This is a genomic window from Arthrobacter sp. 131MFCol6.1, assembly GCF_000374925.1.
In the GTDB taxonomy this organism is placed as follows: Bacteria; Actinomycetota; Actinomycetes; order Actinomycetales; family Micrococcaceae; genus Arthrobacter.
In genome coordinates this window covers 19,012-37,077 of sequence record NZ_KB895550.1, presented here as the reverse complement: position 1 = coordinate 37,077, position 18,066 = coordinate 19,012, and the positions used below count along the sequence as shown (strand labels likewise).

The following is an 18,066-nucleotide window of genomic DNA, read 5'->3' as shown; positions in this document are numbered from 1 at the left end:
GCTCCGAGTCTAGCCCGGCGCGCACGGGCCCCCGGGAGACGGGCGACGCCGTGCCTAGACGGTGACGTTGAGACCGGCGGCGTAGCCCGCGGCTACCGAGCCGGTCATGGTGGCCAGCTGGTAGATGCCGCCGTCGTCGCCGAAGACGTTGTCGGACTTCAGCGTGGTGCGGGGGAAGTTCTGCGCACTGGATTCGTACCCGGCCGACGCGTAGACCTCCTTGCAGGCCGCCTCGGTCAGCGCGATCTGTGACACCGCCAGGACCTGGCCGGCCGCCGTCGCATTGTTCATGGACTCGAACACTTCGAAGTGGATGTGCGGCCAGCGGCCGTTGTAGGCGCCGGGGTAGATGGTCTTGAACGTGACCTGGCCGTTGGCGTCGGCCTCCTGGACGCCGCGGAGGTAGTTCTCGTTTTGAAGCCCGGAATCGTACATGGAGTATTTGCCCTCACGGTCACAGTGCCAGGCGTAGACTGCGGCACCGGCCAGCGGGCTGCAGCCGTTGGCGTTGTCGAGCAGAGTCAGAGTGACGGTCAGCGGTACGCCCTCGGCCGTGCTGGTGGAAGTCCCGAAGCTGGACGTGATGTCCTGACGGACCACACCGGATGCCTCAAGGACGTTGGGACCGTTGGAACCGTCACCGGGGAAGGGACCGGCGGTTTCCTGCGGGATTTCAACCCCGCACTCGGCGATTGCCCGGGTCAGCGTCGGAGTGGCCGAAGTCGATGCGGCCGACGTTGCCGGGGCTGTTGCCGCCGAAGTCGATGCGGCCGACGTTGCCGGGGCTGTTGCCGCCGACGTCGCCGCGGCCGACGTCGGACTGCCGCCGGTGCCGCTGATGCCGCCCGGGCTGCAGGCCGCGAGGGCCGCGGCCGTTCCCGCGCCGAGGAACATGCCCAGCGATCGGCGGCTCACGAGGGTGGAGAGATCGAATTCCAGGCCGCGGTCGTGGTTGGGGTGCGGCTCGTGCGGGGGCTGGGGCATTTTTGTCATGAGCCCATCGAACCCGGCCGCGCTATGGGCTGGCTAGTCCCTTCCTGTGATGCGGCTGTGCTCCCGCTGGACCTGCCGTCCCCTCGGCCCCGGGACTGGGCATGTCCCCCCGGCACACAGGGAAATGCCGCGTCGCTCGGCCCGGGGACTGGGCATGTCCCCCCGGCACGCAGGGAGATGCCCGCCCCTCGGCCCCGGGACTGGGCATGTCCCGCGGCCCGCATGGAGATGCCCTCCCCTCGCGCCGGGCAGTGGACATAATGGCGCTATGTCCAATGGTGGGCGCGGGGGGAGGGCATGTCCGGTGGTCCGGGACCGCCGCGGGGGCCGTCCGGGCTACGACACCGGGCGGGCGCCCACCGTGGCGTCCTCGGCGCCAGCCTCGGCGTCAGCCACGGTGGCGTCCCCGGTGACAGTCCCGGCGGCACCTGCTGCGGGAACGGCGGCCTTCGAACCGTTCCTGCGGTAGCGGACGACCCCGATCCCCACGACGACGGCGGCGAGAGCCAGCGAGAGCAGCAGCGATTCCCGCGTGGATTCCAGGATCACCATGCCGATCAGCAGGGCCACGATGCTGACGATCGAGACCCAGGTCAGGTACGGGAAGAGCCACATTTTCAGCTGGAGGTCCTTGGCGGCGGCCCCCATGCGGCGGCGCAGGATCAGCTGCGAAGTCGCGATCACGAGCCACACGAACAGCGCGATGGCGCCGGAGGTGTTGACCAGGAACAGGAAGACCGTGTCCGGGGCGACGTAGTTCAGTCCGACGGTGACGAAGCCGACCACCGTGGAGGCCAGCACCGCGGCAGCAGGCACGCCGCGCTTGGAAATCCGCATCCACGACTTCGGGGCATCGCCGCGGCGGGACAGCGAGAACAGCATGCGGCTGGCGGTGTAGAGGCCGGAGTTCAGGCAGGAGAGCACCGAGGTCAGCACCACAATGTCCATGATGGTTCCGGCGCCGGGGATGCCGAACAGCTCGATGACCGCAACGTAGGGGCTCTTGGCGACGGAAGCGGAGTTCCAGGGCAGCAGGGTGACGACAATGGCGATGGAGCCGATGTAGAACACGAGGATGCGCCAGACGGTGGACTTCACGGCCTTCTTGACGGCATCGACCGGGTTCTCGGATTCGCCGGCGGCGATGGTGGCAATTTCGGCGCCGAAGAACGAGAACACCACCACGAGGATGCCGGCCAGGACGGCGCCGGGGCCGTTGGGCATGAACCCGCCGTTGCCAATCAGGTTGTCCAGGCCGGGCGCCGGAACGCCGGGGACGAGGCCCAGGATCGCGGCGGCGCCGAAGAGCAGGAAGAGCACGATGGCCGCGACCTTGATGGAAGCGAACCAGAACTCGAACTCGCCGTAGGATTTCACGGACCCGAGGTTGGTCAGCGTCAGCAGCACCATCAGGGCAAGTGCCCACACCCACTGGTCAATGCCGGGGACCCAGCGGTGCATGATCGCTGCCCCGGCCGTGGCCTCGATGCCGAGGACAATGATCCAGAACCATGCGTAGAGCCAGCCGATGCTGAACCCCGCCCAGCGGCCCAGGGCCTTGTCCGCGTAGGTGGAAAATGAGCCGGTTTCCGGGTTGGCCGCGGCCATCTCGCCCAGCATCCGCATGACGAGGATGACGACGAGTCCCGCCGCGGCATAGGCAACCAGGATGCCAGGGCCGGCCTGCTGGATCGCCGCACCCGAACCGACAAACAGTCCGGCGCCGATCACGCCGGCGATCGCAATCATGGACAGATGCCTGGGTTTCAGGGATTTTGAGAGCTGCTGGTCAGCGGGCATGGAAGCGCCGTCCTTCGTGGGGGGTTCAGGCCCGCTCTGTGCCGGCACGGAATCGAATCCATGCTGTGCGGCGGACCACAATGTCGTTTCACACTAGACCGCGCGGCGCACCGTCCGTCTTGTGCAGTCCCACAAATGACGGCGGGTGAGACCGGGCTATCCCCCAACGGGAAGGCCGGGGAAGCAACCAAAGTTGCCTCATGGGCAATTCGGCAATGTGCCTGAAACCACTGCTTCAGGCACTACCGGCCGGTAGCCTGCTTCGCGGCCGCCGGGCGGCGTCCGTCAGTAGTCCGCGTTGCTCGGCACCACGAGGCCGGTCTCGTACGCGTACACCACGGCCTGGACGCGGTCGCGGAGGTGGAGCTTGGTCAGGATCCGGCGCACATGCGTCTTGACGGTGGCCTCGGACAGGAAGTAACGGTGCGCGATTTCGGCATTGGAGAGCCCCTCCGCCATCGCCCCGAGCATCTCGTTTTCGCGGGGTGTCAGGTCCTCCAGCAACAGATCCCGCGCCGGGCGTGCGGGGCTGACGGCGCCCTGGCCGCCGCCGGCTGTCCCTGCAGGATCCATGCCGCCGGCGCCGCGGACATAGGTCTCTAGCAGCCGCTGTGTAACGCGCGGTGCCACCACGGCGTCGCCGCTGGCCACCACCCGCACCGCGCTGATCAGTTCCGCCGGCGCCACGTCCTTGAGCAGGAACGCAGAGGCCCCGGCCCGCAGGGCTGCAAAGGCGTATTCATCGAGGTCAAAGGTGGTCAGGATGATGATTTTGGCGTCGGATCCCGAGGCGGCGATGGCCCGGGTGGCCTCGATCCCGTCCAGCACCGGCATCCGCACGTCCATCAGGACGACGTCGGGTGCGAGCTCCCGGACGTGGCGGACCGCTTCGGCACCGTTGGACGCCTCGCCCACGATGCTCAAATCGTCCTCACCCTCCAGAATGAGGCGGAAGCCCATCCGAAGCAGCGGCTGGTCATCCACCAGCAGGACGCGTACCGGTCCGTTGTCAGACATTGTTCCCCCTTGATTCCGTGGCATTCTCGCCGTTGCAGTTCAGTTCCGCGTGCACCCGCCAGCCGCGGTCACCGGCGCGCCCGGCGTACACGGTGCCGGCGTAGATCCTGGCCCGCTCCCGCATTCCGGCGATTCCATGCCCGGTGCCGAAGGAGTCCAGTGCGTCCGGCTTTGCCTGCGCGCCGGTTCCGGGAGTCCCGGAGTCAACGGTGCCCCTGCCGTCGTCGAGCACTTCAATGGTGACGCGGGAGCCGTTCCGGACAATGCTGACGTCCACCCGGCTGAGCGCGCGGCCGTAGCGCAGCACGTTGGTCAGCGATTCCTGCACAATTCTGTAGACGGTCAGCTGGAACGCCGCATCGGCTGGCAGGGACGGGCCGGTGTGCGTGTAATGCAGCGGCAGTCCCGCGGTGCGGAAGCCCTCGAGCAGTTTGGCCAGGCTGCCGCCGGCCACCAGCGGCTCGCGCGGGGCATGTCCCGTGGCGGCGTCCTCGCGCAGCACGCCAAGGACGCGCCGCATGTCGGCCAGCGCGGCGCGTCCGGTCCGGGAGAGTTCGGCCAGGACGCCGGCGGCGCGCTGGGGATCCTTCTTGACCACGACGGCGGCGCCGTCCGACAGGCTGATCATGACCGTGAGCGAGTGCGCGACGACGTCGTGCATTTCGCGCGCGATCCGGTTCCGTTCCGTGACCGAGCCCAGCTGCTGGGCCCGGGCGGCCCAGGCCGCAATCTCGTGCTCGTGCTCGCGCCGTTGCCGCACCGAGATCCCGATCCCCGTGGCGATCACATTCGAGAGCGCGATGCCGATGCCCGCCGCGATGCCCGTGAGCAGCTGGAAATTCTCCGGTGTGCGGACCGCCATGTCCGGGAGCCGCCCGTCCAGCGGGCCGACGGCCAGCAGGAGGTACAGGAGCAGAAGCGGGGCCGTGGTCAGGGCCAGGGCGGCCAGGGCGAACCGCCGGGTGCGGACGACGGCGACGGCGTACAGCGAAAACCACAGCCCGGCGGAGACATTGGATCCCCAGGGATGCAGGAGGGTGACCGCCAGTTCCAGGGCCCCCACAACGGCCGCCACCGGGACCGGGTACGCCCGCCGGAAGAGCAGGACGGGCGCGGCGGCGGCGAGCAACACGGCCACCGGCCAGTCGCCGTGGATGATCGACTCGACCGCCGTCGGCGTCACCAGGACCAGGTAGCAGAGCACCACCAGGACGTCCATGACCCGCGGGTTGGCCAGCAGGTAGCGCCGGAGCCGGCCGCGGCGGCGGGCCGTGAGTTCAGCGAGGGACGCGTCGGCCGGTCCGGCCGGCGCGTCCCTGACAGGTACCGCATCGATCATGCTCTGAGCCTAGACTCTGGTGCCTGTGGCGCCGGCCTAGACGTCCCGCCTCTTGAGCAGGATGGCGGCCAGGAGCACCGGGATCACAACCCAGGCGCCCAGCACCAGGCCGGCCTGCCAGGCTTCAAGCGTGTCCGGGAGGTGCTCCACCGCGGTCAGCGGCTCCACGGTGTTGCCGGGCAGGTACTTGCGGGCCTCCACGAAGAAGTCACCCGGGATGAGCTGGAAGGCGATGGGCGCCACGAAGAACAAGCCCACCAGGCTCATGATGCCGCCCGCCGAGTTGCGGATCAGGGTGCCCAGGGACATACCGATCGCCGCGACTGCTGCCACGTAGATGCTGTTGACCATGAGCATCTTCAGCGACTGCGAACTGCCCAGGTCCAGGGCGAGGCCGTAGTTATCCAGGATGGGCACGGAGACGAACCCGGCGGCCAGGGTGGACGCGGCCGTGACAACGAAGGACGTCAGCACCACCACCACGAGCTTGGCCGCGAAAGCGGGGATGCGTTTTGGCACTGCCGCGAACGTGGACCGCGCCATGCCGGTGGTGAATTCGGAGCTCATCAGCAGCACGCCGAGGGAGCCCAGGATCAGCTGGGCAAAGGCGATGCCGGAGGTGGGGACGCCGACGGCGAGGTCTCCGCCCTGCGCCGCGATCGTCGCGGCCGCCTGCGGGTCCTGGGCTGCGGCCTCGGAGAACTGGCCCGTCCCCCAGGCCGAGAGCGCCCCGAATCCCACCATGACCACCACTGTGGAGCCGAGCAGGATCAGCGTGGAAAGCAGGGTGCGGAACTTGATGAATTCGGAGTTGAGGACCCGCAGGAAGCTGGGGCCGGGGCCGGAACTGCTGCCGTTTCCGGACCGCTGTGCGTCGGCGCCGCGGCGGGAGGGCGTGGATTCAACGGTTGTGGAGCTCATGGCTTAGTTGCCTCCGGCTTCGACGGGAACGGCGCCCGTGGTGATCAGCGAGTGGTATTCGACCTCATCCTTGGTCAGTTCCATGTAGGCCTCCTCGAGGCTGGCCTGCAGCGGGGTGAGTTCGTAGATCATGACGTGGTTCTCCAGCGCCGCAGTGGCGATCTGCCGCGGGTCCAGGCCGGTGACTTCGAGGAGTTCGCGCTCCTGGACCTCCACCGAGACGCCGGTCCCGGCCAGCAGCTGCATGAGCCGGTCCGGCTGGTCGGTGCGGACCCGCGTGCGGCCCTGGCCCTTGCCGGTGATGATCTCCTGGATCGGGGCATCCGCAATGATCCTGCCGCGGCCGATCACGATCAGGTGGTCCGCCGTGACGGCCATCTCGCTCATGAGGTGGCTGGAAAGGAAGACCGTGCGGCCTTCGGAGGCCAGGTACTTCACCAGGTTGCGGACCCACACCACGCCCTCCGGGTCAAGGCCGTTGACGGGCTCGTCCAGGATGACGGTCTGCGGGTCGCCCAGGAGGGCGGCGGCGATGCCCAGCCGCTGGCCCATGCCGAGCGAGAAGCCGCCGACCTTCTTCCTGGCCACCTCGGCCAGTCCGGTCATCTCAATGACGTCGTGGACCCGTTTCTTCGGGATGCTGTGGGTCGCCGCCATGGCCAGGAGGTGGTTGTAGGCGGAGCGGCTCGTGTGGACGGCCTTGGCATCGAGCAGCGCGCCGACGTCGCGCAGCGGGGCGGCGTGTCCGGTCAGCGGGGACCCGTTGACCGTCACTGAGCCCGACGTCGGACGGTCCAGCCCCATGATCATGCGCATGGTGGTGGATTTTCCGGCCCCGTTCGGGCCAAGGAAGCCGGTGACCCTGCCGGCTTCGACGGTGAAGTTGACGCCGGCGACGGCGGTCTTGTCGCCGTAAACCTTGGTCAGGCCTCGTGCTTCGATCATGGAAGCGTTCCTTTGCGTAGCGGGGGATGGTCCGGGGCACCGCAGTCACGGGCCCGTCTGCACACCACGCTACCGAGGCCGGCGGCGTATTTCGCCGGTCTCAGGGATGATTCAGGGGCGAATCAGGGTAGTCCGCGAGGATGACAGGGTTCACCCGAGGGGCGAGTAGTAGGTCAGCGCGCCGGGGCGGACCGTGAATTCGACGTGCCGCACCCCGGGCATGACCTCTCCGTCGACGGCGAGGACCATGGGCCCGTTCCCGGGTTCCACCGTGATCCGGTCCGTTTCGCTCAGATGGGTGATCCCGGACGTGGCCACGGTGCCCGTGAGCACGGCCCAGATCAGCCGCAGCCGGGCGAACGGCTCATCGGCAGTAATCATCCGCAGGTCCAGGACACCGTCCGCCAGCACCGGGCGCACCAGCGGCGCGTGGTCGCGCGGGTAATAGCGGCCGCGGCCGATGTACAGGATCCACAGCCGGTGCCGCACGCCGTTGACGATCAGCGTGGTGGGGGTCCCGGCCGCGAAGGTCCGGACCATGGCCACGACTCCGGCCAGGGGTTTACCCAGCGCCGGCTGGAGCTGTTCGCGCCGGCGGACCAGGTTCGGGTAGAGGCCGATGCTGGCCGTGTTGAGCATGATCAGCTCGAGCTGCTCCGGGCTGTCGGGGAGCCCGCGTTCGACGCTCACGTGGCCGACGTCGGCCACGGCGGCTTCGCCGCGCGACGCCGCCTGCACGGCATCCGCCAGGGTGGGGGTCCCGGCGTCGCGGGCGAAATGGTTCAGCGTTCCGCCGGGGAGCACCAGCAGCGGGAGGGAACGTTCGACGGCGGCGGCCGCCGCGGCGCCCACGGTCCCGTCGCCGCCCCAGACGCCCAGGGCGGCAATGCCCGGCCGGGTCGCGACGTGGGCGATGCCCGCGTCGACGGACTCGTCGGGCCCGATTTCCTTTATATACGCTTTGGGGAATACATTTTGCAGGGCGTCGACGGTCTCGTCAGCATAGGACCCGCCGAGGGTGTTGACGGCGATGCCGAGCCCCTGGCCGTCCGGGAGCTCCGCGGCCCGGGCGGCGCTGCGGCGGGTTTCCGGGAACGGCGGCCGGACGGGCCACCACTTCCGCGTCACCATGGCCGCGCCGGCGCCGATCGCGGAACCGAACAGTACATCCGAGGGCCAGTGGGCCCCGGTGTGGACCCGGGAGTAGGCCACTCCGGCCGCGACAGGGGCCAGCGCCGCCCCGAGTGCCGGGCGGACCATGCCGACTCCGAGCGCGAAGGCCACCGCGGAGGCCGAGTGGCCCGACGGCATCGACGAACTCGTCGGCTGCGGGTTCACGAAGCGGAAGACCGGAAAGTGTTCGGGCAGGGGGCGGGTCCGGGGCAGGAGGGTCTTGAACACGAGGTTCGTGACCGCCGAGGCCGCGCCCTGCGCGATGAGTCCGTGCACCGCTGCCCGGCGTGTCTTTCCGGGCACCAGAGCCATGGCTCCGGCGACGCCGAACCACAGTTTGCCCTTGTTCGCGGCGGCGGACAGGCGGCGGAAGAACTCGTCATGCCCTCCGCCCGGCAGATTGGAGACGGCGCGCACCAGTTTGCGGTCGAATTTCGACAGGCGGCCGGGGGCCTTCCTCAGCATGGTTCGCATTGGACCACCATACTGCCGGATGCGGCCAGCGGGGGGTCGGGTCCGGCGGGCGCGGCGGGGCAGTTGCCCAGCGGGAAGCTGCCCCGCAGGCACCTACCTCGCGGGCAGGGGCTTCGCTGGCAGGGGCTTCGCGGCTCCGGCGAGCACCAGCGCCACCACAATCGGAATCCCGATCGCCAGCAGGGCGGTCCTGATGCCGGTGACGTCGCCCAGGTAGCCCAACAGGGGCGGCCCGGCGAGGAAGGCGATGTAGCCCAGTGTGGACACCACGGACACCCGGGCGGCCGCCTTCCGGGGGTCGTCCGCCGCGGCGGACATCCCGATCGGGAACGCGAGGGCGGCCCCCACGCCCCACAGCACGGCGCCGGCGGCGGCCAGCCAGATGGTGCCGGCGAACACGAAGAGGCAGAGCCCAGCGGTGGCCGCGGCCATGCTGGCGCGCAGCACGGCCACGCGGCCGTAGACGTCGATCGCACGGCCACCAAAGAAGCGCATGGCGGTCATGGCCAGCACGAAGGCGGCGAACAGCAGCGCCCCGGTCGATTGTTCGGCGCCCAGGCCGTCAACCGCGGCCTTGGCAATCCAGTCGTTGCCGGCGCCTTCGGTCAGGGTGGCGCCGAGAACGACGACGCCGATCAGCAGCGTGCGCCCGTCCCGCCAGGCCGAACCGGCCTTGCCGCGGTCCGCGTCCCCCGCGGCGGGCGTCTCGGCAGGCAGATGGGGCAGGAAATACCGGGGGGCCACCGTGGTCAGGACGGCGACGACGGCGGCGATAACCAGCAGGTGCTCCGGGAGCCCGACCCCCAGGGTGGACAATCCGGCGCCGATCAGGGCGCCGACGAACGCGCCGCCGCTGAAGGCCGCGTGGAACTGCGGCATGATGGTGCGCCCGAGCCGGTGTTCGACGTCGGCACCTTCAATGTTCTGCGAAACATCCCACAACCCGACGCCGATCCCGAAGAAGAACAGGGCAATGGCAGTCCCCGGGACGGAGGCCGCCATCAGTGACAGCGCGACGCCGACACCGGCCACCGCAGCCACCAGTCCGGAGCTGCGGACGGTGTTGGCGGTGCCAATCCGGCCGACGACGAACCCGGCCGTCGGCAGGGCGATCAGCGAACCGACCGCCAGGCACAGCAGCAGGGTTCCCATCTGGCCCGCGGTGATGTGCAGGATCTCGGTCACGGCGGGGATGCGGGCTGCCCAGCTGGCGAAGACTAATCCGTTGATCCCGAAGACAAGGAAAGTCGCCCCGGTGGCAGCCTTCAGTTGCGGGACGGTTGCGGTACTGGTCATACGATCACTGCTTCCACCGAGTGTTGCGCGAGTTGGTCAAGTTCTTCAGCGCTGAGCTGTCGGTCGGTCACGATGGCATCCACGGCGTCCAGGGATGCGACGAGGGCGACGGCGCTGGCGTTCCATTTGGCGCCGGCACAGGCGACGATCACCCGGGCGGCGGATTCCAGGCCGGCGCGCTTGACCGCGGCGTCGTCGAGGTCGTGGGCCAACAGCCCGTCCTTGAGGTTCAGGGCGCACGGCGTGACGACGGCGGTGTCGAAGCGCAGCGAGCGGATGTTGGATTCCGTCATGGGCCCGCGGAACGACAGTTCGCCGGGAACGAGGCTGCCGCCGGGCAGCAGGAGCTCGGGGCGGCGGCCGGCTGGACCGTCGTCCGGGGACAGCGCGGTGACGGCCCGCAGCGACATCGGCATGATCGTCATCTCCCGCTGGCGCAAAAGGCGCGCGATCTCCGTGGCGGTGGTGCCGCTGTCCAGCCAGAGGTGTCCTCGGTCCGCGAGCATGGCCGCCACCCCTGCGGCGATCTGAACCTTGGCGGTGTGGTCCTCAAGTTCGCGTTGCCCGTAGTGCGGGTTTTCACCGCCGAAAACCAGGCTCTTGGCTCCGCCGTGGACCCTCCGCAACACGCCGTGAACGGCCAGTGTGTCGAGGTCACGGCGGATGGTGGCACCGGAGGCGCCGCAGGCGGCCATCAGCTCGTCCACCGTCACATGTTCCCGCTCGCGCAGCATTCCGCCGATCAGGCGGTGCCGCTCATCAGTGCTCATGCTCAAATGCTAGCGGTTTGTGATCATTTAATCATTTGTTGCGTAGCCCAAACAGCAACGCGGGGTCACTTAGCGCCCATAACCGCCCCGGAAATGGGCCGTATCTGACCCCGCGTTGCTTAGCGGGCGCGCTCAACGCGCTTTTCGTCCCAGACCGGTTCGGCGGACTCGTAAACCCTGCCGTCGGAGCCGAAAACCAGGAACCGGTCGAAGGTGCGGGCGAACCAGCGGTCGTGGGTGACCGCCAGGACGGTGCCCTCGAAGTGGTCGATCGCCCGTTCCAGGGCCTCGGCCGAGTGCAGGTCCAGGTTGTCCGTGGGCTCGTCGAGCAGCAGCAGCGTGGCGCCGGAGAGCTGCAGCAGCAGGATCTGGAACCGCGCCTGCTGGCCGCCGGAGAGGGATTCATACTTCTGCTCGGACTGCCCCGCCAGCCCATAGCCGTCCAGCGCCCCGGCGGCGGCTTCGCGGCCCATCCCCGAGCGGTGCTCGTCGCCCCGGTGCAGGATTTCAAGCAGGGTCTTACCCAGCAGGTCGGGCCGGACGTGGGTCTGGGCAAAGAAACCGGGCCGGATCCGGGCGCCGAGTTTCACGGTGCCCTCGTGCGGCACCTCCGCGATCTCGACGTCGGACACCGGCAGGTGCTCCCGCTCGGGATCCGTGCCGCCGGTGGCGAGCAGCCGCAGGAAGTGGCTCTTGCCCGATCCGTTGGAACCAAGGACGCCCACCCGGTCGCCGAACCAGATTTCCGTGGAGAACGGCTTCATCAGGCCGGTCAGTTCCAGCTTCTCGGCCACGACGGCGCGCTTGGCGGTGCGCCCGCCCTTGAGCCGCATCTGCACGTTCTGCTCGATCGGCAGGGCCTCGGGCGGGCCGGCCTCGAGGAACTTCGCGAGCCGGGTCTGCGCCGCGTGATAACGGTTGGCCATGTCGGAACGGAACGCGGCCTTGTTCTTGTACATGTTGACGAGTTCCTTGAGCTTGACGTGCTCCTCGTCCCAGCGCTTGCGCAGCTCCTCGAAGCGCGCGTTCCGGTCGGCCCGGGCGTCCACGTAGGAGCCGAAGCCGCCGCCGTGGATCCAGGCGCCGGCGCCGTTGATGCCCGGTTCCAGCGTGACGATGCGGCCTGCTGCGTTGTTGAGCAGTTCGCGGTCGTGGCTGATGAAGAACACGGTCTTCTTCGAGTCGTTCAATTTGGCCTCGAGCCAGCGCTTGCCCGGAACATCGAGGTAGTTGTCCGGCTCGTCGAGGAGCAGCAGTTCGTCGGGGCCGGCGAAGAGGGCCTCGAGGACCAGACGCTTCTGCTCGCCGCCGGAGAGGCTCGACGCCGGGCGGTGCTGTGCCCGGTCGAACGGCAGGCCGAGGGCGGCCATGCAGACCTCGTCCCAGACGGTTTCGACGTCGTAGCCGCCGGCGTCCCCCCAGTCCACGATCGCCTGGGCATAGGCCATCTGGGTGGGCTCGTCGTCGTGCTCCAGCATGGCGAGCTCTGCCTCGTCGACGGTACGCGCGGCGGCGGCAAGGGCGGGCGGGGCGGCGGAGACCAGCAGGTCGCGGACCGTGGAGTCGTCCCGGACCTGGCCCACGAACTGTCGCATGATCCCCATGTTGCCGGAGCGGCCGATCACGCCTTCGTCCGGGACGAGGTCCCCGGAAATGATCCGGAACAGCGTGGTCTTGCCGGTCCCGTTGGGCCCGATCAGCGCTGTCTTGGTACCGTCCGGGACCTTGAAGGTCACCCCGTTGAGCAGCTGGGTGCCGTCGGAGAGGAAGTAGTCGATGCCGGATACGTCAATATGAGCCACGCGTTCAATCTTCCCACGGCCGGGAAAGCGTCCGCTCAGCCGGCCCGGGTGAGGAACTCCTTGAGCAGCGGCCCGGAGGTGGTGGCCCCGAGTCCGCCGTCCTCGACGAACACGGCGACGGCGAGGTCACCGTGCACGGCCACGATCCAGGCGTGGGTCTTGGGCGGGGTGTCGTTGCCGAACTCGGCCGTTCCGGTCTTCGCGCCGACTGGCTCACCCGGGACGGAGGCCAGGAACCCGGCGTGCCCGCTGGTGACGACGGCCCGCATCATGTCAGCCAGCGCCGCGGCTTCCGCTGCAGTTACCGGCTTTTCGGCGGCCGCGGCCGGTGCTGGGGCGGACGGCGTCGCCGTGTCCGCCGTCGCGTCACCGGAGGGCGGGGTAGCGGGCGACGCGCCGGTTGGACCCGTGCCCGTGGGGGCGGCGCCCTCGGCATCCGGGGAACTGACGCCCTCGTTCGGATTCAACACCAGCTGGGCAGCCACCGGGGCTCCCTTGGCCACCGAGCCGGCCATGACGGCGGCGGCCAGGGGGGACAGGAGCACTTTGCCCTGGCCGATCATGGAGGCGGCATGTTCGGTTCCTTCGGCACCCCCGGGGACGGAGCCGAGGAATGCGGCCGCGCCGAGCGCGGGTGCTTCAACTGCCACGCCCAGCGAGGTCGCGGCGGATTCGAGCTGTGCCTGGCTGACGGTGTCGCGGGCGTTGATGAACGCTGTGTTGCAGGAGTGCGCAAAGGCGTCGCGCAGCGTCACGGAGCCCAGGGAGGACTCAGGGTATCCCTCGGCGTTCTTGAAGGTTCGGCCGTCCACCGTCAGGGTGGCCGGGCAGTCCACCTTGGAGTCGGGCGTCATGCCGTTGCGGAACATGGCCAGGGAATCGACCATCTTGAAGATCGATCCCGGGGCATACTGTCCCAGCATCGCGGTGTCGTAGCCGTTGCTGCCCGGCCCGGAGGCGGCCGCCAGGACGGCGCCACTGGAGGGCCGGAGCGCCACAATGGCCGACGCCGGGCCGACCTTGCCGAGGACGTCTTCCGCGAGCTGCTGCAGCTTCGGGTCCAGGGTGGTTTTCAGCGGGGTGCCTTCTTGTATTTCACTCTGGAAAAGTACGCGACGTCCCTCATTGGGCAAAGCCTGCTTTTCGGCGTCGGTGAGGCCTGCCTTCCCGGCGAGGACCTGAATGCCGTCGCTGCCGCGAAGCTGCGCGTCGTATTGCTGTTGGAGACCACCGGTGCCCGTGGTGTCCCCGGCCTTGAGTGCCCCGTTCGATTTCTCGATCTGTTCCGCATTCGCCTCCGCGGCCGTACCCAGCAGGGCGCGGGCGAAGGTGCGGTTTGGTGCCAGCGGAAGGGAGTCCTGGATGGCACGGGCGCCGGGAATCTCGCCGATCTGGGCGTCGGTGATGGTCCGGCCTTCTTCGCGCAAAGTGATGGCGGCAACGAACGCCTCGGGTCCGGCCGCCGCGACCTGCTGGCCGTACGCCGCAGGGTCGACCCCCACGAGTTGGGCCAGCTTGGTGGCGGAGTCGGCGGGGTCTGCGCCGCCGAGTGTGGGCTTGTCGATGCCAACATTGACCACGGGCCGGTACGTGACCAGCGGGACCCCTCCGGCGCCCAGGATGTCGGCACGCGACGGGGAATGGGTTGCCGAGCTGACGAGCTCGCCTTCGGCCAGTTCGGGGACCAAGGTGGCCGGGTTCCAGACCGTCAGCCATTTGTCGCCGGACTTCTTGAACTCGGCGAAGGTGGTGTACTTCCACTCTTCGGAGCCGATCTTCCAGCTGTAGTTGAGCGGGACCGTGGCCTTGTCGGACTCCAGCGTCAGTTGGCCGCTTTCCACTGCGGGACGGGCCGGGTCGAGCCCTTTGAATATTTCCTTGAGCTGGTCGTTGGCGGCGCCGGAGTCTTTGCCCTCAAAGGCGACGGATCCGACGTCGAGCGCGGACACCGCGGAGGCGAGCTGTTTGGCAGCGCTTTCGGCGCCGGCACGTCCGTCGCTGCAGGCGACCAGCGAGCCGCCAAGAACCAGGCCCACAAGGGCCAGCGCAAGTTTTGATGAGTTCCCCATGGCGCCCATTATGCCCCGGACCACTGACAACTCCGTTGTCACATAACGCCGGAACGGACTCCGGCGCCGGGCACGCCTAGGGCCGCCGGATGATCCTGCGCTGCGCTGCCACGGCGATCGCGGCAGTGCGGTTGTCCACGCCAAGCTTGCCGTAGATGTGCACCAGGTGCGTCTTGACCGTGGCCTCGGAAATGAACAGCTGCTTCGCGATCGCCCGGTTTCCCATCCCGGTGGCCAGCAATCCGAGCAGCTGGATCTCGCGGGCGGACAGGGCAGGCTCCGGATTCCTGATCCGGCCCATCAGCCGGGCCGCGACCTCGGGGGCCAGCGCGGTGCCGCCGGCCGCGGCGGAGAGCACCGCCTGGCGGATCTGCTCCGGCGGGGCATCTTTAAGCATGTAGCCGCTGGCCCCGGCCTCGACGGCGGCCAGGATGTCCGCGTCGGAATCATAGGTGGTGAGGATGAGCACCGGAGGCGCCGGCTCGCCGGCCTCTCCTGCCTTGATCCGGCCGGTGGCGGTGACTCCGTCCATGCCCGCGCCCATCTGCAGGTCCATGAGCACCACGTCCGCGGGCTCGCCCAGGGTGTGGAGCCTGGCCAGCCCGGCCAGGGCGGCGCCGCCGTCGGCTGCCTCGGCCACCACGGTGATGCCTTCCAGATCACCCAGCATCGCCCGCAGCCCGGCCCGGACCACGGGGTGGTCGTCCACCAGGAACACCCGGATGTTGTTCATTTTCGGTCCCCGCTGGCCGGCGCCGGGGCGGCGTTGGGTCCGGGTGCTTGGCCCAGTGGCAGCCGGATGGCCACAACTGTTCCCTCGCCCGGGGCAGACTCGATGTCCAACTGGCCGTGGAGGGCGGCCACGCGGTCCCGCAGCGACGTCAGCCCGTAGCCGGATCCGTCCGGACGGGCCGGCAAGGCCGAGGGGTCGAATCCGGTGCCGTCGTCGTAGATGTCCATGGCCACGTCCTGGCCCAGGAAGGAAAGGGTGACGACGGCGGTGCCCGCCTGCGCATGGGCCCGCACGTTGGCCAGGCTCGCTTGGGCGGCCCGGAGCAGGACCGTCTGGTGGGCGGCGGGGAGTTCCGCCGGCACACCTTCGACGTCGAGGCGGCAGCGCAGCCCGGTGCCCCGCGCTGCGGTCTCCGCCTCGGTCTGTTCACACAGCCGGAGGAGTCCGGCCACGAGGGAGCCGTCCTCGAGATCGGGGGATTGGAGGGCCCGGACGAAGTTGCGGGCCTCTGCCAGATTGGCGGCGGCCGTGTCCCGGACAACGCGGAGCCTTTCCCGTGCCACGGCGGGTTCGCCGTCGTCCAGGGCCTTCTCGGCCGCGCGCCCCATCAGCACGATGCTGGACAGGCCCTGGGCGAGGGTGTCGTGGATTTCGCGGGCCAGCCGGGTGCGCTCGGCCAGGGTGCCGGCGTTGTGCTGGGTCCGGGCGAGTTCGGCACGGGTCCGGCGGAGCTCTTCGGCCGCCAGCCGCTGGTTTTCCGCCTCCAGGAACAGCGCCCGGTAGGCCAGCCCCGTGACCACAGCGAAGGCCGCGCCGAACGCGGGCCCTAGCACCATGGGCAGCTGCGGCGCCACGCTGGCCGGCTCCGCGGCGGCCTGCCCCGAGGGTGCGCCAACGCCGTTGTGGAACCAGAGCGCCCCAATGACGAAAAGGGTGCTGAGTGCGATCGCCGGCAGTGCCAGCCGGCGCGGGAGCACGTGCAACTGCAGGAAGAACAGCGGGAAGGCCAGCCAGACGAAGTCGGCGCTGGTCCAGATCAGCAGCAGCCACAGGAGGCTGACGCCGCCCAGCCACCAGGCCGAGTAGGGCCGCGGATCGAACCGGGTCCGGTGGGCGGCGTGCCGCTTCTCCAGGACGGTGCCCACGAGGTAGAAGGCGGCGAGCAGCAGGGCCAGCAGCAGGGTGATCCAGTCCTGGCCCGTGATTCCGCCGGCCAGGAGCCGGACCAGCGCCACCAGGAGCAGCACCGCGAAGCCAACGTGCAGGCTCACGCGAAGGACGCGCAGGATGACGGCCGCCCCGGTGGGCTCCGTGCCCGGGGCCGGTGCGCCGGCATGCCCAGCGCCGGCGTGACCTGTGCCGGTGTGACCTGTGCCGGTGTGACCTGTGCCGTTGTGGACCGTGTTGCCGGCGTCGCCCTCCATGCTTCCAGCGTAGTGCCGGTGCGGCGGGGCTCCTGCGGAAAACTGCCCGCCCCCGGCGGAATCAACCTTTTGGTTGATCGCAGGTCCGACCGCACGGTGCCGACGGTCCAACCGGGCGGCCGATGCCCCGGAGCCCGGCGGAGGGAAGGCTGGAAGCAACGCCACAAACGCCGCAAACTCCACAAAAAGGGACACCATGTATCTCGCTATCCGCGATATCCGCTTTGCCAAGGGACGGTTCGCCCTGATGGGCGCCGTCGTCGCCCTCATTACCCTCCTGCTCGTCATGCTTTCCGGACTGACGGCCGGACTCGGGAACCAGTCGACGTCGGCCCTCGCCGCCCTCCCGGCCGACCAGCTGGTCTTCGGCGCCCCGGCCGGGAGCGCGCCCAAGGCCTCATTTACGGAATCCGAAGTCACGCGCGCCCAACAGAGTCAATGGACGGCGCGCGAGGGCGTCGCCCGGGCCGACGCCCTAGGGATCAGCCAGAGCCGCTTCCAGGCACTGGGCGACGGCGGCATGCCGGCACGCACGGCCAGCGTTGCGGTGTTCGGCACCGAGCCGGGCGCCGGCCTGGCTCCGGCTCCTCTGGCCGAGGGAACCATCGCTGTCGGAGCCGGACTGGCGGAGGACCTGGAGCTCAGCATCGGCAGCCACGCCTCGGTGGGCGGCACCGACCTCGTTGTGACGGCCGTCGTGCCGGAGCAGTGGTATTCACACACCGGAGTCGTGTGGACCACGCTGGCCGATTGGCAGAAGCTGGCACATATCCAAGACGCGGGATCCGCGGGCGCCGCGACGGTGCTGGCCGTGACGTTTGACTCCACGTCCGGAACAGGCGTGGATCTCGGTGCCGCCAACACCGCCGCGGGAACCGTCAGCACCACGATCGACGGATCCTTCCAGGCCCTGGGCTCCTACAAGAGCGAGAACGGCTCGCTGCTGCTCATGCAGGCCTTCCTGTACGGCATCTCAGCCCTCGTGATTGTGGCCTTCCTGACCGTCTGGACGGTCCAGCGCACAAGGGACATCGCCGTCCTGAAGGCACTCGGCGGGTCCGCACGCTACATCCTCCGGGACGCCATGGCGCAGGCAGCCCTGGTCCTGCTGGCCGGCGCAGCGGCCGGCGGGCTGGCCGGCGTGGCCGGCGGGGTCCTCGCGTCCCAGGCGGCGCCGTTCCTCCTTACGCCCTGGACAACGCTGCTGCCCGTCGCCGGAATCGTGCTCCTGGGCCTGGCCGGCGCAGCCCTCGCGGTCCGCAGCGTCGCCCGCGTCGATCCGCTCATCGCACTCGGCGGCAACTGAACAG

14 protein-coding genes are annotated in these 18,066 nt (G+C 69.3%); 1 reads left to right on the top strand and 13 read right to left on the bottom strand.

The annotated features are described in order from the left end of the window. Nucleotides 1-54: 54 nt before the first annotated feature. From C566_RS0115805 to C566_RS0115745, 13 genes are all read right to left on the bottom strand, one after another. Nucleotides 55-993, bottom strand: coding sequence for an intradiol ring-cleavage dioxygenase (locus C566_RS0115805; RefSeq protein WP_026266754.1), 939 nt, complete (start codon nt 991-993; stop codon nt 55-57). 336 nt (nt 994-1,329) lie between these two features. Next, nucleotides 1,330-2,793, bottom strand: coding sequence for an amino acid permease (locus tag C566_RS0115800; protein ID WP_018775325.1), 1,464 nt, complete (start codon nt 2,791-2,793; stop codon nt 1,330-1,332). 285 nt (nt 2,794-3,078) lie between these two features. Further along, a complete protein-coding gene (locus C566_RS0115795; protein WP_018775324.1) occupies nt 3,079-3,810 on the bottom strand; it encodes a response regulator in 732 nt (243 codons plus the stop codon). Next, a complete protein-coding gene (locus C566_RS0115790; protein WP_018775323.1) occupies nt 3,803-5,149 on the bottom strand; it encodes a sensor histidine kinase in 1,347 nt (448 codons plus the stop codon). Before C566_RS0115790 ends, C566_RS0115795 begins: the two co-directional genes overlap by 8 nt. A gap of 36 nt (nt 5,150-5,185) precedes the next feature. Then, on the bottom strand, nt 5,186-6,070 hold the full coding sequence (locus C566_RS0115785; protein WP_018775322.1) for an ABC transporter permease: 885 nt from the start codon (nt 6,068-6,070) through the stop codon (nt 5,186-5,188). Nucleotides 6,071-6,073: 3 nt separating this feature from the next. Continuing rightward, on the bottom strand, nt 6,074-7,015 hold the full coding sequence (locus C566_RS0115780; protein WP_018775321.1) for an ABC transporter ATP-binding protein: 942 nt from the start codon (nt 7,013-7,015) through the stop codon (nt 6,074-6,076). 150 nt (nt 7,016-7,165) lie between these two features. Beyond that, nucleotides 7,166-8,662, bottom strand: a complete 1,497-nt coding sequence (locus C566_RS0115775) for a bifunctional phosphatase PAP2/diacylglycerol kinase family protein (RefSeq protein WP_018775320.1) — start codon at nt 8,660-8,662, stop codon at nt 7,166-7,168. A 93-nt stretch (nt 8,663-8,755) separates the two neighbouring features. Continuing rightward, nucleotides 8,756-9,958 (bottom strand): MFS transporter, encoded by a 1,203-nt coding sequence (locus tag C566_RS0115770; RefSeq protein ID WP_018775319.1) that lies wholly within the window; start codon nt 9,956-9,958, stop codon nt 8,756-8,758. Then, on the bottom strand, nt 9,955-10,728 hold the full coding sequence (locus C566_RS0115765) for a DeoR/GlpR family DNA-binding transcription regulator (protein ID WP_018775318.1): 774 nt from the start codon (nt 10,726-10,728) through the stop codon (nt 9,955-9,957). The genes C566_RS0115770 and C566_RS0115765 overlap by 4 nt, the downstream gene beginning before the upstream one ends. A 119-nt stretch (nt 10,729-10,847) precedes the next feature. Further along, nucleotides 10,848-12,530: an ABC-F family ATP-binding cassette domain-containing protein gene (locus C566_RS0115760; protein WP_018775317.1), complete on the bottom strand. Its 1,683-nt coding sequence runs from the start codon at nt 12,528-12,530 to the stop codon at nt 10,848-10,850. Nucleotides 12,531-12,565: 35 nt separating this feature from the next. Then, complete coding sequence (locus tag C566_RS0115755) at nt 12,566-14,599, bottom strand: penicillin-binding transpeptidase domain-containing protein (protein WP_026266753.1); 2,034 nt, start codon at nt 14,597-14,599, stop codon at nt 12,566-12,568. Between the two features lie 76 nt (nt 14,600-14,675). Continuing rightward, on the bottom strand, nt 14,676-15,332 hold the full coding sequence (locus C566_RS0115750; protein WP_018775315.1) for a response regulator: 657 nt from the start codon (nt 15,330-15,332) through the stop codon (nt 14,676-14,678). Next, a complete protein-coding gene (locus C566_RS0115745; protein ID WP_018775314.1) occupies nt 15,329-16,756 on the bottom strand; it encodes a sensor histidine kinase in 1,428 nt (475 codons plus the stop codon). The genes C566_RS0115750 and C566_RS0115745 overlap by 4 nt, the downstream gene beginning before the upstream one ends. 196 nt (nt 16,757-16,952) lie before the next feature. Between C566_RS0115745 and C566_RS0115740 the strand changes: the two genes are divergently transcribed. Further along, complete coding sequence (locus C566_RS0115740) at nt 16,953-18,062, top strand: FtsX-like permease family protein (protein WP_018775313.1); 1,110 nt, start codon at nt 16,953-16,955, stop codon at nt 18,060-18,062. Nucleotides 18,063-18,066: the final 4 nt, after the last annotated feature.